Origin of the sequence: Bosea vaviloviae, from assembly GCF_001741865.1 — a bacterium.
In the GTDB taxonomy this organism is placed as follows: Bacteria; Pseudomonadota; Alphaproteobacteria; order Rhizobiales; family Beijerinckiaceae; genus Allobosea; species Allobosea vaviloviae.
The window spans coordinates 2,820,360-2,839,619 of the sequence record NZ_CP017147.1 but is presented as its reverse complement, the minus strand read 5'-3'; the positions used below and the strand labels follow the sequence as shown (position 1 = coordinate 2,839,619).

Genomic DNA, 19,260 nt, shown 5'->3' with positions numbered 1-19,260 from the left:
GACTATCGCCAGATAAGCCAAGGGCAACTTTGTGCGGCGCAAAAATAGGTCGGGGGATATGTTGAATTCAGTTCGTAAGCCTGGACAAGCGAGACGCAAGCTATTCCTGGCATGTTCGGCGCTCGTGGCTTTCTCGTTTGAAGCGCCGGCGCAGTCTCTGCGCGAAGCCGTTTCATTGACGATCAAGACGAACCCGCAGATCAGCCAGGCCATCGAGAACAAGGAGGCGATCTCCTTCGAGCTGCGTCAGGCGCGCGGCTTATACATGCCGCGGGTCGACCTCGAAACTTCAGCCGGGCGGCGAGATCTGGAACGGCCCGTCACGTCAGGGGTATCATCTCAGACCAATTATTCGCCAGTCGAAGCCGGAGTTACGGCAACCTGGAAAATCTTTGACGGCGGTGGCCGGGCGGCCGAAGTCGAGCGGCAGGCCTCGCGCGTCGATGGCGCAGCTACGCGGGTTTGGGAGCGCTCCGAATTCCTCGCGCTCGAGGTAACCCGTGAATACATGGAAGGCATCCTGCAACGTCGCCTAGTCGGCATCGCAGAGAAGAACGTCTCGTTCTTGGGCGATACGCTCTCACGCATCCGCACGAACGTATCGAGCGGATCATTGACCGATGCTGACCTGCGGCAAGGCGAAGAACGCGTCCTGGGAGCGCGGGCACGACTGATCGAAGCCAAGCAAGAGCTCAGCGCGGCTCAGATCAGGTTTACTCGCCTGGTGGGGATAAACCTGTCGCGCCCCTCCACGCCCGGCTCGCTTGCGTCCAAGTTGCCGAAATCGATTGACGTGGCACTTGGCCTCGCGGTCCGAAATAATCCGCGCTTGAGCATCTCGAATGCCGAGATCGATGCCGCCAACGCCCTCGTCCGCGCCGCTCGCGCAAAATTGGCGCCTGAGGTCTTCCTCGAAGCCCGCGGTCGCGTCGGGCGGGACGTCGATGGCGTCGCCGGGCGCACCAACGACGCACAGGGCCGCGCCGTGATGCGTTGGAACCTCTATAATGGCGGGATCGACGAGGCCAATATCCAGGAGCAGACCAAACGCGTCTCCGAAGCCCAGTTCGCCCGCGACCAGGTTCTTCGCGAAGTTCGTGAAGCGGTCAAACTCTCCTTCGATCGCAGGTCGCGCCAGCTGGAACTTTCGTCGGCTTTGGACCGTCAGCTTTCCGCCGGCAATCGCGTGGTATCCGGTTACAATGAGCAATTCGCGGTTGGCCGCCGCTCGCTTCTGGACCTTCTCGATGCGCAGAACACTCGGTACAATGCTGAGGTTCTGCTGGAGACGGCAAGGACATCGGCGCTATTCGCCGAGTATCGGATCCTGGCGTCAACGGGACAACTGGTTAAATCTCTGGGGCTCGCTCCCTCAGCGCATGCGACGACCTATGCGCGCGATGACTCAGGCGTGCCTCCAACCGAGTCCGCGTCCCGGCTTCCGCAGCGTTCTCCCCCTCCCCCCGGTGCTCGGCCCTGGCTGCCCCAGGGGGCTCTCCAGTGAGCTTGCAGCGAGATCTGATTGAAAGCGACCTTGTCATCTCTTGAAGCGGCTGTAGAGGACGCTCTTAAGCCTGCTGGGGTTTCGCCGTTATCTGACGACCTTCTATTCCTATGCCTGCAGAGGGCTGCCGTTTTATTCGAGCGACCGAACTCGCACGCCATTCTCATGGCAGGCCTCCCTCTCGATCCGGAAGGGTTCACGCAGGACCTGATGGTGCGCGCCGCCGCGAAGATCGAGATCGGCGTGACCTGGATCAAGCAGCCGATCAACGAACTCATCGCAGCAGATGCACCAGCAATCGCATGGCGACCGGATGGCCGCCCGCTCCTGATAGAGCAGATGCGTGATGGCGGAGAGATCGACCTCTATCTGCCGGAGCGCAAAAACTCTTGCGTCGTCAAAACCCTGGTCGATCTGTCGCTTCAGGAAACCTTGGCCTCCCTGAGACCGAGCGGTCAAAGGCTTGGGCTGAAAGGCACGGAAAACCAGCCTCCGCACTGGTTTTGGGGCAACCTTGCCCGCTTTTGGCGAACGCATGGCTACATCTTCTTAGCGACGGTCATCGTGAACCTGCTCGCACTGAGCACGCCGCTTTTTACGATGAATGTCTATGATCGGGTCCTGCCCAACAAGGCCTTCACAACATTATGGGTGCTGTCGGCCGGCGTGATGATCGGGCTTCTGTTCGATTTTGTGTTGCGGGTCGTCCGAACAAACCTGATCGACTACGTCACACGCCGTATCGATTTAAGCATCTCAAGCAGCATGATGGAGCGCGTACTCAATACACGCTTCGCATCGCGCGCGGCGACGACCGGCGCCATGACGCAACGGTTGAATGAGTATGAATTCATCCGGGATTTCTTTGCGTCCAACACCATTGTCTTCCTGATCGACATCTTTTTTGCGATCATATTCGTTGCCGTCATTGCCTGGATAGCCTGGCCTCTGGCCTTTGTACCAGTGGCGGTTCTTGCGATCATGATCGTCGTCGGTCTTGTGATCCAGAAGTTGATGGGCAATGAGCTGGCGCGCGCGCGCTATACCCAAGCGCAACGGCATTCTCTCATGGTGGAGATGCTTTCGGGGCTCGAGACCATCAAGAGCCTGGGCGCCGAGGGCGTCCTGCTGCGAAAATGGGACATGATCTCGCGTGAGGCCTCGTTCTCATCCGAGCGCATCAAGGGGCTATCGGCCTACGCCGCGACCATTGCCTATGCGATGCAGTTCCTGACGACCGTCAGCATCATCGTGATCGGAGCCTATCTCTTCGACCTGTCCATGATTACCGTCGGTGGTATCATTGCCTGTTCCATGCTGGCAGGGCGTGCCGTTGGCCCCGCCGGCCAGCTCGCCATCAGCCTCACCCGCGTGCGCCAGGCCTTCTCCGCGCTGGATTCGCTCGACGACGTCATGAACCTGCCCGACGAACGGGTCGACGAGCGGCTTCTTGTCGCCCGCGATATCGAGATGGGTCATATCGAATTCCGACGTGTCGGTTTCCGCTACGAGCCGACTGGACAGGCCATTCTCGAAGGCTTCAACCTGACGATCAAGCCCGGCGAGCGGGTCGCCATCCTGGGTCGGGTCGGTGTGGGCAAGACGACTCTGGGGCGTTTGCTGATCCGCCTCTATGACGTCGCCGCCGGCGATATCCTCATCGATGGCGTGGATATCCGGCAATATCACCCGCACGTCATTCGTCGTCGGATCAACTTCATCGGCCAGGAGGCCGATCTGTTTCATGGCTCCCTGCGAGAAAACCTATTGCTTGCCAGCCCTGAGAGCTCCGATGCGGAGCTGGTAGCGGCTGCTAAACTTGCTGGAGTCGACGAGTTCGCGGCGCGCCATCCCCAAGGCTACGCACTGCCGGTGGGTGAACGCGGCGGGCTCCTCTCAAGCGGTCAACGTCATATGGTGGCGCTGGCGCGGGCTTTCTTGCGCCGCGGCAAGGTTCTGTTCCTCGACGATCCCACCAGCTCGATGGACATGGCGACCGAGCGGCTCTTTGTGGCAAGGCTGCGCACGTCGCTGACCCCTGAAACAACGCTCGTGGTAACCACGCATCGCAACGCCGTCCTGTCGCTGGTCGACAGGATCGTGGTTATTGAAGGCGGCCAGGTGGTCGCAGATGGCCCGCGGGACGCTGTGCTGCAGCGACTTGCCAGTACGACGGCCGCGGCGGCGGGCTGATCGGCATCGCAGGACGCTCTTGCGCAAAAGCCAAGCTTTTGGGCGCGGCCCCATTGACGCGCAACCCTATCTCAATCGACCCTATGGTTCCTTGCAGCCTCGAGGCTGTCGTTTTGACGCGTTTACTTCACGCGAACCGGTGCCCACTTCGCTCGAAAACGCTCTAGTTTACGCCCTCGACGCTGCGCACAACGCACATGAATACCGGTTTTTCTCCCGTGGGGTCGATGACGGACGTGTTCATGATGCCGCTGATCTTCCGAATTGAGGAGCGAAGCGTGAAGGGAACGCCAATCGCGCGATGCGGGTCGACCGTCAGCAGTGCGATCAGCCGAGCCGGGGGCACATTCAGCCTGAGCGTCAGCTCCGGGTTCGTATCGCCTTCACTTTGCAGGCGCTCATCGAGAAGACGGGCGAAAGGCAGGTTTTGCGCGATAACCTGCTGCTTGTCCGTCATCGCGACGGCTGGTGCTGGAATGGCGGACAGGATCCCGCGGATCGACGACAACAGAATGGCATAGTGTCGGTCGCATTCATCAAGGAGCCATCTGACGACGGCGGCGCGAAGGAGAGAGGTCTGGTTCTCTCCGGCATGTTCGGCGAGCACCATGCTGATCAGCTGACTGAGCTTGACCGACTGCCGGGCGGCCATCTGTTCAAGGCTGGTCCAGAACGGCTCCTCAAGGGCAAAGATGTGTCGCCTGCCCCCGAATGACAGGATGCGCGTTCGGCGGGCAAGCGCTCTGCCGGTCGTCAGTCCGGTTTCGCTCGGCAATGCCTCAGCGCTCACGCAAAGCCTCGCGCCAGGCGCGGTTGATCGGCTTCAGAAGATAGGTCAGAATCGACTTGTGCCCGGTGATGATGTCGACATCGGTGATCATGCCCGGAATGATGGGAAACTCGACTCCGCCCCGCTTCAGCGCGGCTTCATCAGTCCTGACGATGACGGCGTAGAAATTCTCTTTGGCATTGCTGTCATAGAGGCTGTCCGCCGAAACGTGTTCGACTGTGCCCGACAGCCCGCCATACTGAAAGAAGTCGTACGCCGTCACCTTGACTATGGCGCGCTGGTTGAGCGTGATGAAGGCGATATCGGACGGGCGAATGCGCGCTTCGACCAGCAGCTTGTCCTCCAGCGGAACGATTTCAACCACCTTCTCGCCGGCATTCAGGAACGCCCCCACCGTCGTGATCGGCAGGGCGTTGATGATGCCCTCGACCGGCGCCCTGATATCGGTTCGCGCGACACGCTGCTCTGCACCGCGCAAGGTCTGATCGATCACGGAGAATTCGGATTTGCGGGTTGTCAGTTCACCGGCCGCTTCGCGCCGGGACTGGATGACTTGTTCATCAACTTGCAGCTCTGCCTCCAACAAGTTCGATTTGAGCCTGACGAGCGTTTCGGTTCCTGTGGCAACCTGGCCGCGGAACTCGACAAGCTGCCGCTCCACGCGCAGCGATTCCATTTGTGAAACCAGATTGCGGCTCACCAACGGACCGACAAGCCGCATCTCGCGCTCGGACAGCTTCAAGCCCTCGGCAAAGCGGTTCATGTTGGCGACGGTTTCGGCGACCTCCTGGCGGCGCTGCTGGACGCGCTGGCGAAAGACTTCAAGCCGCGTATTCAAGTTTTCCTTGCGCAGCGCCAACAGGCGCTCCTCGTTCTCACAGACCGCGATCGCGGTCTCTGCTACGCGAGGCGGGCATTGATAAGGTGTATCCTGACCTGACGCCTCGATCTCCAGACGCGCAATCTGGGCGCTGAGAGCGCGCGCCTGTGCCTCGACTTCGTTGGCGCGCGTGGCATTCGGCGTATCCTCGAGGCGCATCAGCAGATCACCACGGTGGATGCGCTGGCCAAGCCTGACAGGGATTTCGCGGACGACGCCGGCCTCGGGCGTCTGAATCACTTGTACGCGGCTAGACGGAATGACTCGGCCGGAGCCGCGCGTGACCTCTTCGAGCTGGGTCAGCCCGGCCCAGAGCCCCAGCAACAGCATAAGCAAGCCAACGAAAAGGACTACCAACTTCGCCAGTCGCGGCACGGCCTCGCCACGCTGGATTTCGCCAAGCCCGGTGCCTGTGGTCGGCTCCGTAAGCCAGCTGTTGAGATGCGAGAGAAGTCTCATGGCCGATATGGTTTCCGCTACGTGATCGATCCTATCTCAAATTGGATCGATTCAAATAGATTCCGTTTGCCTTGGTGAACTTCAGCAGCCCGATCTCTCAAATTTTAGGTATTTCCGCAGCCCGCTAGCGACGAGAGCGGCCTCCCAATGCGTCTGCAAGGGGAGGCAATCATGCAGTCGAACTGGCGACAAGGTATCCGGGCAGCGTTGACACTGGTCGGCGTCGCCCTTGCGATGCAAAGCCAGCCGACGCGCGCCAGCATCGACGCGGCTGATCTTTCCGAAAAGCCTGCCTTGCTCGCTGAAAATGGAACAGCCGAAGCAGGTAAAGTCCTGACGCGCTTCATGTTGCAGGCCAATGCCATGCAGCCATTGTCCACACCCTGGAGCGATCCTGAAACAACAGGCTCCAGTGACAACCTTGTCGATGCGCCGCTTCTGGCTCCCAAGTGGCAGAAGAGCACCGGCATTCAGTTCGCCAGCGTCTTGTACCAGCCCTTTCTGCCCTTCCTTCAAAATCTGCCAGGAATGCTTCAGCAGCAGCCTCCGGTTAGTTCGGACGGCATTCCCAAGCAGGTATTCGGCTCGGTGGCGATCTCGGTCTCGAACTCGATCAACGCCGGGAAATGGAAGCAAATCCTGGCGGAGCAGGGAGACAACCTCCTGAAGGCTCCCTGTGAAACGCTGCGCCAGGGCTGCCCCAATCCGCGCCTGCAGCGGGCTCGGGAGGTTGTCCGCGAAGCACGCGGGCTGGATCGCAATGCCAAAGCTCGCCTCATCAATCGTTTCGTCAACGAAACGATCCAATATATGACGGATATTGAAAACTACGGCGAGCTCGACCACTGGGCCACATTGGCAGAGACCCTGAACAAAGGCCGCGGCGACTGCGAGGATATCGCCATTGTCAAAATGTGGATGCTGAAAGCCTCTGGCGTTGACAGTTCAGACCTCCATCTTTTGATCGGCAAGCATATCAAGCTGCATCAGGATCACGCGATCCTGGTCATGAGGGCCGATACGGACCAGAATTATTACCTCGACAATCTCAACAATAAGATCATTTATTCCAGCGTGGAAGCATCCATGCAACCGCTGCTTTCCTATGGAATTCGCGGCACATGGCTGCATGGCTACCAGAAAGCACGCCTTGAGGCCAAATGAGCCTCACGAATCGATGCTACATTAATCTGGAAGCAGACGAGAATTTTGATCTCGTAACGTGAATTATAACTACAGATTTTGCTCTGCAGATAAATAAAATACTATTTACCTATAAAATTCTTTAGCAGCGCCGCCAGCATTTCTGTAGACGCCTTCCCCTTTTCGACGGTTAGAACAACAGCCTTGTTGTTCCGATCAACCAGCCGAAAATCAAGCCAAGGCGCGGACACGATGCGGCGCTGATTATTGGCCAAATCGATAGGGTCAGGGGACAGCTCCACCCTGTCTGCCCCGGCGGATGTCAGGGCTATGCGGCCTAGCAGCGGCTCGCCTTCCGTGGCGCCCGAGCGCCGAGCGCGCGGCATCTCGGTCAGCGCCAGGCGCCCCTCCATCTTGGGGGCCGAGGCAACCAATTCGATCGCCAGAATTTTCGAACTTGAATCGACTTTGAATGCCAGGTCGACACGCAGGTCAGCCGTATCGATCTGGATACTGACCCGCACCAATTGAGTTTCGCCGCCGAGATCAGCACTCCAGACTGCCTGGCCTTGACGAATGATCGGGAACTCCGGTTCCGCCTCATTGTCGATGATCAGTCCGGCGCGGGTTGTCGATGGCTTTGTCAGCCCAGCGCTACGAACGGTTGCTGCCGGCATGGACGTAGCCGGCATCCAATTGGAATGCAGATTGTCCCGGTTGAGCAGGAAGGATTGATCGTAGATCAAAACCGCCCGCTCAGAAAACCTATGGGCGAGTTTCTTTCGACTCTCAATGAGTTGGGACAGTGGATTGCAAGCGAGAAAGCTTTTGCAGAATAAGAGGTCGGCAAAAGCACAGCATTGCATGGTAAGGCTTGGAGGCTGCTTTACTTCTGCCAGAGCCTCGCTTCTGGCCTCAAGACCAAGCGAGGCCTGCGCCAAGATGAAGATAGCAGCGAGTTTACGCACGCCTGCAAAATTGGCTCTCTGGAAAGCGGCTTTGGTTTCCGACATGCGTAACATTGTCGATTGATCCAAAACGTCGTTATCTTACAAACTGTAACGCATTTGTACTTATTATACCAGTCGTAGAACCGCCCTAGAGGCGGCGCTCTCGCGCAGGCTCATCATCGCCTCGGTCATCGGAGGTCTCTCGGTTCAGGGGTGGTCGGCGAGAGGGTTTTCGACGGCGCCGTACGTCCCCGACTGCCCATGGGTACCCGAACTAGCCGCAAAACCACTCGATAAACGCCCGCAGTTTCGGGGGCTGATTCCGCGTGGGATAATAAAGCCGGAACTGGAGGGGATGCGGCTCGAACTGCGTCAGAATCTCGACCAGTTCGGGTGTCTCGGTGGCAGGGCTTTCCGCCGCTCTGAAGAGCTGAGCGATACCCAGGCCCGCGCGAACGGCAAAGTCGAAATGCTGATTGTCGTCTAACACCAGCCGCGCTGGCGGATCGAGGCGAAATACCTGACCGTCGACATTGAAGGTCAACGGCTCCAATCGCTGGCTCCCCGGGAACCTGTAGCGGATGAGCTGGTGACGTCCGAGGTCGTTGGGATGCTGGGGGATGCCCGCAGCTTCCAGGTAGGAGCGCGAGGCCAGCACCGGGCGGCGCAGAGGTGGACCGATGGCGCGAGCGATCATGTCCATCTCCAGAGTATCTGCGAAACGGATGCCCGCGTCGAAACCGCCAGCAACAATATCGGTCAATCGATCGTCCGTTGCCAGCTCAACCGCGATGTCGGGGTAGTGCCGTATGAAGGCAGCCAGCCGCGGCAAGATGCAGAGCTGGGCCGCCAGCCGCGACAGATTGATCCGCAAGGTGCCGGCCGGCCGTTTCCCAACGGTTCGAACCCGGTCGAGCGCGTCGGCGATGTCGCCAAAAGCCCGGTCCGTATCTTGGAGGAGGAGGCGGCCCGCCTCAGTCAGCCGGACGCTGCGGCTGGTGCGCTCGAAAAGCCGGGCTCCGACAAGCGCTTCGATCTGCCGGATCTTCTGCGATACCGCGGACGGGGTCATTCCCAACCGACCAGAGGCAGCGGTGAAGCCACCGGTCGTTGCGACCAGTCGAAAGGCAGGCAGCAGCGAGAAGAGGTCGGGACCCATCGTTAAACCTGGCTTCAAGACCCATGAAGCATGGCCTAACTCAACTTCATGATCAAGATGGCGCATCTGGGAAAGCATCCTTCCGAACAGGAGTTCCCAATGACCCAAAATTCAAAGACGCAAGATTCAAAGACGCAAGATTCAAAGACCTTGAGCCTGGCGAACGCGCTTGATGCTGCAATCGAGGACGCAGTTGCCGAGGGCCGCATCGCTGGAAGCGTTGTGCTCGTCGCCGAGAATGGCAAGATCGTCTACGAGCGGGCAGCGGGCCACGCCGACCGCGAGACGGGCCGGCAGATGCAGCTCGAGACGCCCTTCCGTTTCGCTTCTGTGACGAAGGCCTTCACGACGATGGCCATCCTGAAGTTGATGGAAGCCGGCCGCTTGTCGCCCGAAGACAGGGTGGCGACCTATCTTCCGGGGTTTGCGCCTCGTCTCGCCGATGGCTCGATCGCCGACATCAGGATCGGTCATCTGATGGCGCATACGGCCGGCCTGGACTACCGCTCCCAGCAACCCGCGGATGGACCCTATGCCCGCGCCGGGGTTTCGGATGGCCTTGATGAGAGCCGGGGCTCGCTCGAAGCCAATCTCGCCCGCATCGCGAGCGTGCCGCTGGATCGCATTCCCGGCGAAGGCTGGCGCTATTCCGTTGCGACCGACGTTCTGGGCGGCGTGATCGAGGCTGTCACCGGCATCGGCGTTGACGAAGCCATCCGCACGCTTGTCTCCAAGCCGCTGCAACTGAGTGCGGCGTTTCATTGGCCGGAAGAGGATCTTGCCGTCCCCTATCACGATGGCAAACCGGCGCCGGTGCGGATGACCGTCGGCGTGGAGGTGCCGCAGCCTTACATTGAGGGGCCGGGCGTTCGCTTCGATCCGGAGCGCATTCGAGACGCGACCGCCTGGGCCTCGGGCGGCGCCGGAATGGCCGGACGCGCCCGCGACGTGCTGACGCTACTTGAGGCCTATCGCACGGGCGCTTTCCTGGGCGACGATCTGCGTGAGGCGGCGAGGATGCCCAGAGTTGGCGCGGAGGCTCAGGCGATGGGGCCGGGATGGGGGTTTTCCTGGCTGGGCGCCGTCCTGATCGACCCCGCATCGACCGGCAGCCAATGGAGCAACGCGTCGGTTTCCTGGGGCGGAACCTATGGCAATTGGTGGGGTATCGACTTCGCCAGGAAGCGAAGCGTCATCTCGATGACGAACACCGCCTATGAGGGAATGTCGGGCAGGTTCGCCCGGAGCATCGCCGCGGCCGCCTCTATGCCGCTCTCGTAAACCGGGGTCGTCTGCGGCCAGGGGCATGTGGTCGCTCCGGCGGCGCCGAATAGCCAAGACGCCGGCAGCGAGCGAGCGGGACCTTGGGGTCCGGCTTGCTCGCTGCCCCAGGGCGGATCGGGTGCAGCGCGCCCTCGCTCAACGCGCGCGTCAAGAGGCAACCAGGCAGCTACCCAACCCAGCGGGATGATCGAGGCGCCCCCTCGCCCGTAACCCGGCTATTCCGCCGCGAGCGCCAGATGGCGCAGGCGCAGTTCGGGATGCTCGTGGAAGGGCTGCAGCGGTGTCATCCAACGCCGCAGGGTTTCCGCCGCCTCGATCCGCGCCGAGAACGGGTCCTTGCCATGGACGGTCCAGGTGATCGTCTCGTCCAGTTCGAGCAGCCCCCAGGAGCCGGCCGGCTCCGGCAAGGTGGTGAAGCTCTCGGTCAGCGATTGCAGCGTCAGATGCGGAATGCCGTCGACTGTCGTCAGCGTGTTCCAATGGACATGGCCGGAGAGGCAGACGACCGGGACCTTCGCCTGCCGCAGCACGGCGCGCGCCCGCTCCGCGCCGGGATAGGTCGAGAATTCCGGATTGCGCTCGAAATAATAGTTTCCCGTCTGGCCATGACCCGAGATCGGGACATGGCTCATGATCGCGAGCGGGCGGTCGGCGGCGTTCACGGTCGCGGCGAGCCAGAGCAGATCGGCCTCCTGCAGCACGAAGCCGCCGGGGCGGTGGATCTTCGAATCCGCGGCCCAGAGCACGAGCCGCCAATCGCCGAGATCGATGATGCGATGTCCGAGCTTCTGGCCCAGGATCGCCTCGTTCTCGGCGACGCTGAGATGGTCGCGGTCATGGTTGCCGCAGAGATGGAAGCGCGGCGCGGCGATGGCCGAGAACGCCTCGGCGACCTCCTGCTCCAGCCGCAGATCGGTCGCATGGTCGCAATCGGAGATGCGGTCGCCGAGATCGATCACGGCGTCGGGCCTGGCCTGCGCGACGAAGCGGCGGAACTCGGCCATCAGCGGCAGGGCGTGAGCGCCCATCTTGGTGAAGCTGTTCTCGCCGTGGTGGATATCGGCGACGAAGGCGAGGCGAAGGGCTTTGGCCATGGCGGGGCTCGGAAGGTTGGAGATGGCTGGGAGAAAGGTGCAGCCGTCATTGCGAGCACCCGGGTCTTGCCTTCGGCAAGCCCGAGTACAGGCTCCGCGAAGCAATCCAGGAGGGCTCGCTCGGCGGTCCCTGGATTGCTTCGTCGGCTTTGCCTCCTCGCAATGACGGTATCAGGCGGTGATCAGCGGGCAGCCAGCGTCACGCGGCCGGCGCGGAAATCGAGCACATAGGGGATGTGCCCGGGCAGCGGCCGCCAGGCGAGCGAGCGCTTCATGCCGTAGGACTCGTAGGGCTGGTAGAGCGGCAGCACCGGCGGGTCGTTCTTGATCATCTGCATCAGCCCGGCATAGGCCTGCTTGCGCTCTGCGAGATCGGTCGAGTAGCGGAACTTCTCCCACAGCGCGATATAGGCCTCGTCGGCCTTGAAGCGGCCTTCCGAGGCGGAGTTGCCGGTCGGCGCCCACATGATGCCGAAGGAGCCGGCGGGATCGGGGAAATACATCGGGTTCGACCAGTTGCGCGCCATCATCGCGGGCTCGGAGCCGGTCCATTGCTCGGTGACGTTGAGCTGGGTCTTGACGCCCACAGTGCCCCACATCTCCTGGATCGCCTGCGCGGCGAGCAGACCGTTGGTGTAGTAGGCGGCCTGGGTGTCGAAGCGGATCGGGAAACCGTCATAGCCCGCCTCCTTCAGCAGGGCCTTGGCCTTGGCGGGATCGTATTCGAAGGTGTCGAGCTCGGGCATGTAGAGCGGGCCGAACTGCGCGAATGTATGCGAGCTCGGCACCTTCGCCTTGCCGAACCAGAGCGCCTCGTTCAGCGTCTTGCGGTCGATGGCGTAGGACAGCGCCTGGCGCAGCTTCGGATTGGCCATCTTCGGGTTCTGGGTGTTGAAGATGACGACGTGGAAGAGCGGCGTCTGCATGCCCTCGACCTTGAGCTTGGCATCAGAGGCGATCGGATCGAGCTGGTCGGGCGGGATATTGGTGATGAGGTCGACCTCGGCGTTCTTCAGCGCGGTCAGGCGGCCCGAGAGCTCCGGAATGCGCTGGACCGTGACCTTCTGGAACGGCGCCTTCTCGCCCCAGAAGCCGTCATAGCGCTCATAGACCAGCTTCTGATTGGGGACGAATTCGGTGATCTTGTAGGGGCCGGTGCCGACGGGCTTGAGCGCAAAGGCCTCGAAATCACTGGGCTCGGCGACATTGGGATCGCCCGTCAGTGCCATGACGTATGTCTTCGGCACGATCATGCCCTGCTGCACATTGAGCAGGGTCTCGAACAGCGGTTCGGGTTTGGTGGCGGTGATCCGCACCGTCTCGGCGTCGACTGCCTCGACCTTGGCCATGTTGGGCAGCGTGTCGCGCTTGCGCACGGTATAGGGCGGGAAGGTCGAGTTGATGATGCGGTCGAAGGAGAAGACCACGTCCTCCACCGTCATCGGGGCGCCATTGTGGAAGGTCACGCCCTGGCGGATCTTCAATTCGATCTGCGTCGGCGAAACCTGCTTCCAGCTCGTGGCGATGCCGGGCTGCCAGACGCTCTCGGCGCGGGCGGCGTCCTTGCCGATCAGCGGATCGAAGGCGTTGAAGTAGAATTGCGAGCCTACATTGGAGAAATCGCGGCCGGGATCGAGCCAGGGCGCCATGTTCTGCACGCCGACCTTGAGCTCCTGCGCGGCGGCAAGCCCGGTGAGCGCAGTGGTGGCGAGCGCTGCAGCGAGCGCGGTCTTCAGCAAGGTCTTGAGCATGGTTTCAGCCCTTTCGAGACGAGCGAGAGAGGAAGAGGCGTGGCAGGCAGGCGTGGAAGACGGCCATCAGCGTTCACGCAGGCGCACGTCGAGATGGTCGCGCAGGAAGTCGCCGAGCAGCATGGCGGCCAGGCTGACGAACACGATCAGCAGCGCCGGCACCGCCACGATCCAGGATGCGGAGGCCATGTAGTCGCGCCCCTGCCCGACCATGGAGCCGAGCGTCGCGGTCGGCGGCTGCACGCCCAGGCCCAGGAAGGAGAGCGCGGATTCGAGCAGGATCAGGTTGGAGAAGTTCAGGCTCGCCATCACCACGATGGGCGAGACGATGTTGGGGATCATGTGCACGGTGGCGATATGCCAGCGCGTCGCGCCCGCCGCCCGTGCCGCCTCGACGAAAGGCAATTCCCTGAGGCCGAGCACCTGGGCGCGCACCAGCCGGGCGAAATGCGCCCAATAGGCGATGCCGAGCACGCAGATCAGCACCGCGACATCGGTCCCGGCCAGCGCGATGACGAGGAGCGCGACGAGCGTGAAGGGCAGCGACAGCATGATGTCGACGAAGCCCATGATCAGCGCATCGGCCCAGCCACCGAACAGGCCGGCGACGAGCCCGAGCGAAACCCCGAGCGAAAGCCCGATCAGCGTGCCGAACAGGGCCAGCGCCAGTGTCAGCCTGAGACCATGGAGGCAGCGCGAGAGCAGGTCGCGGCCGAGCTGGTCGGTGCCGAACCAATGCGCCGGATTCGCGCGCTCGAAGCCGATCGGCGGGCGTAAGCGGGCGAGCAGCTTCTGCTGGTCGGGCTCGAAGGGCGCGAGCGCCGGCGCAAACAGCGCGAGCAGGACGAGGATGAGCGCCAGCAGCGCCGCGCCGACAACGAGAACGCTCACGCCCGCCGGCCGGGCGAAGCGCCCGCGCTGCTTGGGCTCCGCGCGCGGCTTGGGCTGCGGCGGAAAAGCGATATTGGCGTCCAGGATCTTGGCATCGAGGATATCGGTCATGACCGCTCAGGCTCCAGCCAGGCGCACGCGCGGATCGACCAGCGCATAGGTGAGATCGACCAGGAGATTGACGAGGATCACCGCGCTCGCGACGACGAGGACGCCGAATTGCAGCACCGGGTAGTCGCGCTTGATCGTCGCACCGACCAGGAGATCGCCGACCCCGTTCCAGGCGAAGACGGTCTCGACCACCACCGCGCCCGAGACCAGCGTGGTGATCTGCAGGCCGAGCACGGTGATGACCGGGATCAGCGCATTGCGCAGGCCGTGCTGAAGAATGATCGCGCGCTCGGACAAGCCCTTGGCGCGGGCGGTGCGCATATAGTCCTCGGAGAGGACATCGAGCATGGCGTTGCGGGTGTAGCGCACCAGCGCCGCGACGAAATAGGCCGAAAGCGCGACCGTCGGCATGATGTAATGCAGCAGCGTGCCGGAGCCGGCGCTGGGCAGCCAGTGCAGGGTGTAGGAGAAGATCAGCAGCAACAGGATGGCGAGGACGAAATTCGGGATGGCGTAACCCAGGAAAGCCGCGAAGAGCACGCCGCTTCCGCCTGGCCGGCCGCGCCAGATCGCCGCCAGGATGCCGGCGGGCACGCCGACGCCGATGGTCAGCGCCAGCGTCGCGACCAGGAGCGAGGCGCTCTGCCAGAGCCGCTCGGTGAAGATCGTCGCGACGGGCCGCCGCTCCATCAGGCCGAGGCCGAAATCGCCCGAAAGCAGCGAGCGCCAGAACAGCCAGTATTGCTCGACGACCGTGCGATCGAGCCCCCAATAGGCGATCATCTCGCGCCGCGAGGCGGCGTCGAGCCCTTCCGGCATCAGGAAATCGATCGGATTGCCGGTCAGGCGGGTGGCGAGGAAGACGACCGAGACGATCGCCCAGAGCGTGATCGCCATCCGCAGCACGCGGCCGGTGAGGAATTCGAGCATGTCTTCCCCCTGCCTGGGTCGCCACGGGACATCGCGCTCATTGCCAGGCTTCCGCTCTAGGCTTTGCTGCCCTGGGCCCTTGATGCGATGGCAATGTGGTGGCAGCGCTTCATGACAGGACGATGAACTTAGCTCAGTAAGTATCCAGTTTGACACTGAGCTTATCTCAGTTCATGGATTCAAACATCCGGCTGGCAGATTTTGAGATTCGCGCGATGGGCTCGCTTCGGGATGTTCACGGTTGTCTCGTCGATCTCGACGGAACCCTGGTGCGCGGCCAGCAGGCGCTGCCGGGCGCGAGCGCCTTCCTCGAGGCGCTGGAGGGGCGTTTCGTCATCGTCTCCAACGACGCCGAGCATACGCCGCTGGAGCTGTCGCGCGGCCTGAAGCGGCTTGGCCTGGCGGTCGCTCAGCGCCGCATCGTGCTTGCGGGAACGACAGCGCTCGACGAGATCGCGCTGCGCCTGCCGCGCGCCCGCATCTATATGATGGCGAGCAAGAGCCTGATGGCCCATGCGCGCGACCAGGGGCTCGTGCCGGTGCAGACACGACCCGACATCGTCTTCCTCGGCCGCGACCGGCAGTTCTCCTATGAGCGCCTGACGATCGCGGCCAATGCGGTGCGCGACGGCGCCGAGCTCGTCGCCGCCAATCCCGACCTCGTCCATCCCGGCCCCGATGGTGCGATCGTGCCGGAGACCGGCGCGCTGCTGGCGGCTCTGCTTGCCTGCACCGGCCCGGTGCCACACCGCGTCATCGGCAAGCCCGAGCCCGCCTTGTTCGAGGCCGGGCTTGCCCTGCTCAAATTGCCCAAGCGCGCCGTCGTGATGGTCGGCGACAATCCGGCGACCGACGGCGAGGGTGCGCGGCGCTTCGGCCTGCGCTATTTCGAGATCCGCGACGGGGTGTTCCCGCTTCTGGGAAGCGCCCCGCCCCAGCATGAGAGCGCCAGCCTATTGGCCTTGAGCGCATGACCACCGCAAAGCAGCCCGCCTCCAAATCTGCAGAGATCCGCAAGAGCCCATCATCCCAAGGGTTGGAGGGTGCGCTCGATCGTCTGCAGGCGCTGCGCGCCAACCTGCCGCCGACCGCCGCCCGCATCGCCGATTTCTTCGTCGCCCATGCCGGCGAGGTGGTGCACATGTCGGTCACGGAAGTCGCCGAGCGCACCGGCGCCAGCGAAGGCAGCGTCATCTCGCTGTGCCAGCAGCTCGGCGCGCGCGGCTTCCAGCAGGTCAAGATCGCGCTGGCGCGCGATTTGGTGCAGCCGGTCCAGTTCATCCATGAGGATCTTGCCCGCAGCGACGACACCGGCACGGTGATCGAAAAGATCTTCCGCAGCGATCTCCAGGCGCTGCACGACACCATGAAGGCGCTCGACACCGGCGCGATGGAGCGGGCCGTCGCCGCGATCCTGAAAGCGCGACGCGTCGAGCTCTACGGCATCGGCAGCGCCGCCCCGATCGCGGAGGACGCGAATTACCGCCTGCTGCGCATCGGCGTCGAGGCCAAGGTGGTGGTCGATTCCCATGTCCAGGCGATCAGCGCCTCGCTGACCGGGCCGGATGTGGCTGTCATCACCATCTCCCATTCCGGCAGCACGCATGAGACCGTGACGGCGACCAAGCTCGCCAAGGAGGCCGGCGCGACGACGATCTGCATCACCAATTTCGGCAAGTCGCCGCTGCTCGCCCATGCCGATATCGTGCTGCACACCATGGCGCGCGAAACCCAGTTCCGCACGGAGGCGATGACCAGCCGCATCGCCCAGCTCGCCATCATCGACGCGCTGATCGCCTGCCTGTCGCTGGCCGATTACGACAAGGCCCTGGCGACGATCGGCAAGACCTTCGACGTGCTCTCGACCAAGCGGTATTGAGGCTTCCGGGAGTGGGCTACACCGTCATTGCGAGCGCAGCGAAGCAATCCAGGAGGCGTAGAGCGAGCCCTCCTGGATTGCTTCGTCGCTAACGCTCCTCGCAATGAGGGGCAAGCTGAACAGAAAATGCACTAACGGCGTTCCCGCTGGCGGATCAGCCTGCGGTGGCCGCGCCAGTGCCGGGAGCGGCCGAGCGGGCGCAGATCCGCCCGCAGGACCAGCAGGGATTTGAACGGCCGCGCTCCAGCCTGTGGCTGGCGGTTGCTGTCGTCGATAGAGCCGAGCCGATGGCGGGGCCGAAGCCAGGGGAGTCCACCGGACACCGAGGCTGCTTTACCGGGTTTGAGCCCTGCTATGCCCATCGCGCGCAAAGCCCGCCCCGACCCGCGAAGCTATGCTAAACCGCCTCCGAGCGCTGCCGCTCCTCGCGCGCTTCGTCAAGGATCGCAAAGCCCGTCTTGGCCATCACGTCGGCCTCACGAGCGACGATGTTCAGGACATCCGCCAGGGAGCGCAGGCCGCTCTTGCCGGTCAGGATCGCCAGAGACTGCGCCAGTTCGGCGACATAGTCCGCCGTTTCGCATTGCGCCTGCGACAGCATCGCCAGCCCGTGCAGCTCGTTATGCGCCATAGTCGCATTCGCCGACAGCCAGGCAGCAACGCCGGCCTCGCCACCATGCGACCGCGCCTCCGTAGCACCAGGGTGCTTCACCAAGGATTTTGTCGCCATGTCAGTCCCCCGAATGGCTGCTTTGTTGAGACGACAGCAGCCTACGAGAACAGGCTAGGCTCAGGACGTTGACGAGCTATTTACCATCTTTGCAGCCCGCTCCGTCCATTTGGGGCTGGTTCGAGCAATTTTTGCGCTAAATGTCTGGTCGAAAATACACGTAATGCGCGAAATTTGCTCGGAATACGGTCGAGCAGGACCGCGCAGGCCTCAGGCCGGGCGCACAGCCGGCTTGCCGTCCGGCGGAGTGACAAAATTTGCCCCCGCACGCACGAGCGCTTGATGGATTTTTTCGACCGCGCACGCATGCGCGCCAACAAAACCGTCGAACTCCTCGATCCTTCGGATGGTCGAGACGGGTACGCCCGCCGCTTCCGAGAGCTGCTTGACCGACCAATTGACAATACCGCGCCCGCCGCGGATCTGGGCGCCGCTGAGCCCCCCTGTCGCGCGGCCTGGCGCGGGCCCCTCCTTGCTGGCGTGGATGTCGATGCAGCCGCCGACCCATTCGGTGATCTCGCCGGCCTCGTCACGGACAGGAATGCTGCGCGCGCGCACCCAGCGATAGCTCCCGCTGAGCAAGCGAACGCGCATATCGATCTCGCATACTCCGCCGGCCGCGAGCGCCTTCTTGCGCTCGGCGACGACGCGTTCCGCATCGTCGGGGTGGAGCATCTCGACCCAGCCCCAATCACGGCTCTGTTCGAGACCCTGCCCCGTCAGCTCCTCCCAGCCCTCGAGCCATTCGATGCGCCCATCCGGCCCGGCGCTCCACCAGACTGGGGTGCAGGCGGCCGCCATCGCATCGAAGCGCCGCTGGCTCGCCTTGATCAACTGCCGCGCCTCGTATTCGGCCGATATGTCGAGGAAGGAGCCGATCAAGCGATGCGGCCTGCCGCGATCGTCCAGCAGGAACTCGGCATTGACCCTCACCCAGCGCAGCTGCCCTTTCGGGTTGAGGATCCGAATATCGCGGTGGAGCGGCATGGCGTTGCGCAAGATCAGTTCGATCTCGGCCCGCGGACCGAAATCCGCCGGGTGAATCAGCGCATGGAACATCTCTTCGGAGGGCTGATGCGTTGCCGGGTCGAGGCCCAGCAACCGGAACATGCCGGCCGACCAGCGCACCTTGCGCGACGGCAGCGCCATCGAGAAAATGCCAAGCGGAATCCGCTCCTCGATGAAACGCAGGGTTTCACCGAAACTCTCGTCTTCGTTGAAGAATGCCAGCATTGGACCCCCCGATCCAGTGTCGACGCGCTTCGCGGCATCTGCGCCGCTACCCTGTCTCGAATCAATCACGACAACACCACTTTAGAACAATGCTAAAATCGGTGGTCAAAGATAGATAGACCCCTGATTGAACGGTCGTTAGCTATCGTAACATAAGCAGAGCCTGTCTGTTCCATTTTGGATCGTCAGGAGCATGTCCCGGTTTCCGTAACGAATCGGAGATTTCCACACGGGCTTTGCCAGGGCGATTACTCGCGAGCCGAGTTCGAACGATATTCA

16 protein-coding genes are annotated in these 19,260 nt (G+C 62.6%); 6 read left to right on the top strand and 10 right to left on the bottom strand.

Features of this window, described 5'->3' with window-relative positions; translation table 11 throughout:
* Positions 1-175 precede the first annotated feature (175 nt).
* Together BHK69_RS13170 and BHK69_RS13165 are read left to right on the top strand one after the other, a co-directional pair.
* The gene (locus tag BHK69_RS13170; RefSeq protein ID WP_244548488.1) at positions 176-1,504 is read left to right on the top strand and encodes a TolC family protein; all 1,329 of its coding nucleotides are present in this window, start codon (positions 176-178) and stop codon (positions 1,502-1,504) included.
* 18 nt (positions 1,505-1,522) lie between these two features.
* A complete protein-coding gene (locus tag BHK69_RS13165) occupies positions 1,523-3,697 on the top strand; it encodes a type I secretion system permease/ATPase (RefSeq protein WP_083269340.1) in 2,175 nt (724 codons plus the stop codon).
* Positions 3,698-3,860: 163 nt separating this feature from the next.
* On the opposite strand, the gene BHK69_RS13160 is transcribed toward BHK69_RS13165, so the two are convergent.
* Positions 3,861-4,487, bottom strand: a complete 627-nt coding sequence (locus BHK69_RS13160) for a ribbon-helix-helix domain-containing protein (RefSeq protein WP_069690497.1) — start codon at positions 4,485-4,487, stop codon at positions 3,861-3,863.
* Positions 4,477-5,826, bottom strand: coding sequence for an HlyD family type I secretion periplasmic adaptor subunit (locus tag BHK69_RS13155; RefSeq protein WP_083269338.1), 1,350 nt, complete (start codon positions 5,824-5,826; stop codon positions 4,477-4,479). The genes BHK69_RS13160 and BHK69_RS13155 overlap by 11 nt, the downstream gene beginning before the upstream one ends.
* 171 nt (positions 5,827-5,997) lie before the next feature.
* On the opposite strand from BHK69_RS13155, the gene BHK69_RS13150 reads away from it, so the two are divergent.
* A complete protein-coding gene (locus BHK69_RS13150) occupies positions 5,998-6,990 on the top strand; it encodes a transglutaminase-like cysteine peptidase (protein ID WP_158516199.1) in 993 nt (330 codons plus the stop codon).
* A 101-nt stretch (positions 6,991-7,091) separates the two neighbouring features.
* Here BHK69_RS13150 and BHK69_RS13145 read toward each other — a convergent pair whose 3' ends face one another.
* The gene (locus BHK69_RS13145) at positions 7,092-7,982 is read right to left on the bottom strand and encodes a hypothetical protein (protein WP_069690495.1); all 891 of its coding nucleotides are present in this window, start codon (positions 7,980-7,982) and stop codon (positions 7,092-7,094) included.
* Between the two features lie 211 nt (positions 7,983-8,193).
* Positions 8,194-9,144 carry a LysR family transcriptional regulator gene (locus tag BHK69_RS13140; protein ID WP_158516198.1) on the bottom strand — a complete coding sequence of 317 codons (951 nt, stop codon included), beginning with the start codon at positions 9,142-9,144 and terminating at the stop codon, positions 8,194-8,196.
* 84 nt (positions 9,145-9,228) lie between these two features.
* Between BHK69_RS13140 and BHK69_RS13135 the strand changes: the two genes are divergently transcribed.
* The gene (locus BHK69_RS13135; RefSeq protein ID WP_083269847.1) at positions 9,229-10,359 is read left to right on the top strand and encodes a serine hydrolase domain-containing protein; all 1,131 of its coding nucleotides are present in this window, start codon (positions 9,229-9,231) and stop codon (positions 10,357-10,359) included.
* A gap of 218 nt (positions 10,360-10,577) precedes the next feature.
* On the opposite strand, the gene BHK69_RS13130 is transcribed toward BHK69_RS13135, so the two are convergent.
* The 4 genes from BHK69_RS13130 to BHK69_RS13115 all read right to left on the bottom strand — a co-directional run bounded on the left by BHK69_RS13130 (position 10,578) and on the right by BHK69_RS13115 (position 15,139).
* The gene (locus tag BHK69_RS13130; RefSeq protein ID WP_069690493.1) at positions 10,578-11,456 is read right to left on the bottom strand and encodes a metallophosphoesterase family protein; all 879 of its coding nucleotides are present in this window, start codon (positions 11,454-11,456) and stop codon (positions 10,578-10,580) included.
* Between the two features lie 182 nt (positions 11,457-11,638).
* Entirely contained in the window at positions 11,639-13,207 is a 1,569-nt protein-coding gene (locus tag BHK69_RS13125; RefSeq protein WP_069690492.1) for an ABC transporter substrate-binding protein, read from the bottom strand.
* Positions 13,208-13,273: 66 nt separating this feature from the next.
* Positions 13,274-14,209, bottom strand: a complete 936-nt coding sequence (locus BHK69_RS13120; RefSeq protein WP_083269329.1) for an ABC transporter permease — start codon at positions 14,207-14,209, stop codon at positions 13,274-13,276.
* Positions 14,210-14,215: 6 nt separating this feature from the next.
* Complete coding sequence (locus BHK69_RS13115; protein WP_069690491.1) at positions 14,216-15,139, bottom strand: ABC transporter permease; 924 nt, start codon at positions 15,137-15,139, stop codon at positions 14,216-14,218.
* 215 nt (positions 15,140-15,354) lie between these two features.
* On the opposite strand from BHK69_RS13115, the gene BHK69_RS13110 reads away from it, so the two are divergent.
* Complete coding sequence (locus BHK69_RS13110) at positions 15,355-16,113, top strand: HAD-IIA family hydrolase (protein WP_069693618.1); 759 nt, start codon at positions 15,355-15,357, stop codon at positions 16,111-16,113.
* Complete coding sequence (locus BHK69_RS13105; RefSeq protein ID WP_083269325.1) at positions 16,110-17,018, top strand: MurR/RpiR family transcriptional regulator; 909 nt, start codon at positions 16,110-16,112, stop codon at positions 17,016-17,018. The genes BHK69_RS13110 and BHK69_RS13105 overlap by 4 nt, the downstream gene beginning before the upstream one ends.
* Positions 17,019-17,415: 397 nt before the next feature.
* Here BHK69_RS13105 and BHK69_RS13100 read toward each other — a convergent pair whose 3' ends face one another.
* Together BHK69_RS13100 and BHK69_RS13095 are read right to left on the bottom strand one after the other, a co-directional pair.
* The gene (locus tag BHK69_RS13100) at positions 17,416-17,748 is read right to left on the bottom strand and encodes a hypothetical protein (RefSeq protein WP_148663399.1); all 333 of its coding nucleotides are present in this window, start codon (positions 17,746-17,748) and stop codon (positions 17,416-17,418) included.
* 210 nt (positions 17,749-17,958) lie between these two features.
* Entirely contained in the window at positions 17,959-18,981 is a 1,023-nt protein-coding gene (locus BHK69_RS13095) for a PAS domain-containing protein (RefSeq protein ID WP_069690489.1), read from the bottom strand.
* Positions 18,982-19,260 lie beyond the last annotated feature (279 nt).

Coding starts and splice junctions, on each gene's coding strand:
- BHK69_RS13110 (WP_069693618.1), top strand. CDS start 15,355: ATGGGCTCGCTTCGGGATGTTCACGGTTGTCTCGTCGATCTCGACGGA.
- BHK69_RS13120 (WP_083269329.1), bottom strand. CDS start 14,209: ATGACCGATATCCTCGATGCCAAGATCCTGGACGCCAATATCGCTTTT.
- BHK69_RS13125 (WP_069690492.1), bottom strand. CDS start 13,207: ATGCTCAAGACCTTGCTGAAGACCGCGCTCGCTGCAGCGCTCGCCACC.
- BHK69_RS13130 (WP_069690493.1), bottom strand. CDS start 11,456: ATGGCCAAAGCCCTTCGCCTCGCCTTCGTCGCCGATATCCACCACGGC.
- BHK69_RS13155 (WP_083269338.1), bottom strand. CDS start 5,826: ATGAGACTTCTCTCGCATCTCAACAGCTGGCTTACGGAGCCGACCACA.
- BHK69_RS13140 (WP_158516198.1), bottom strand. CDS start 9,144: ATGCGCCATCTTGATCATGAAGTTGAGTTAGGCCATGCTTCATGGGTC.
- BHK69_RS13105 (WP_083269325.1), top strand. CDS start 16,110: ATGACCACCGCAAAGCAGCCCGCCTCCAAATCTGCAGAGATCCGCAAG.
- BHK69_RS13150 (WP_158516199.1), top strand. CDS start 5,998: ATGCAGTCGAACTGGCGACAAGGTATCCGGGCAGCGTTGACACTGGTC.
- BHK69_RS13095 (WP_069690489.1), bottom strand. CDS start 18,981: ATGCTGGCATTCTTCAACGAAGACGAGAGTTTCGGTGAAACCCTGCGT.
- BHK69_RS13100 (WP_148663399.1), bottom strand. CDS start 17,748: ATGGCGACAAAATCCTTGGTGAAGCACCCTGGTGCTACGGAGGCGCGG.
- BHK69_RS13145 (WP_069690495.1), bottom strand. CDS start 7,982: ATGTCGGAAACCAAAGCCGCTTTCCAGAGAGCCAATTTTGCAGGCGTG.
- BHK69_RS13115 (WP_069690491.1), bottom strand. CDS start 15,139: ATGCTCGAATTCCTCACCGGCCGCGTGCTGCGGATGGCGATCACGCTC.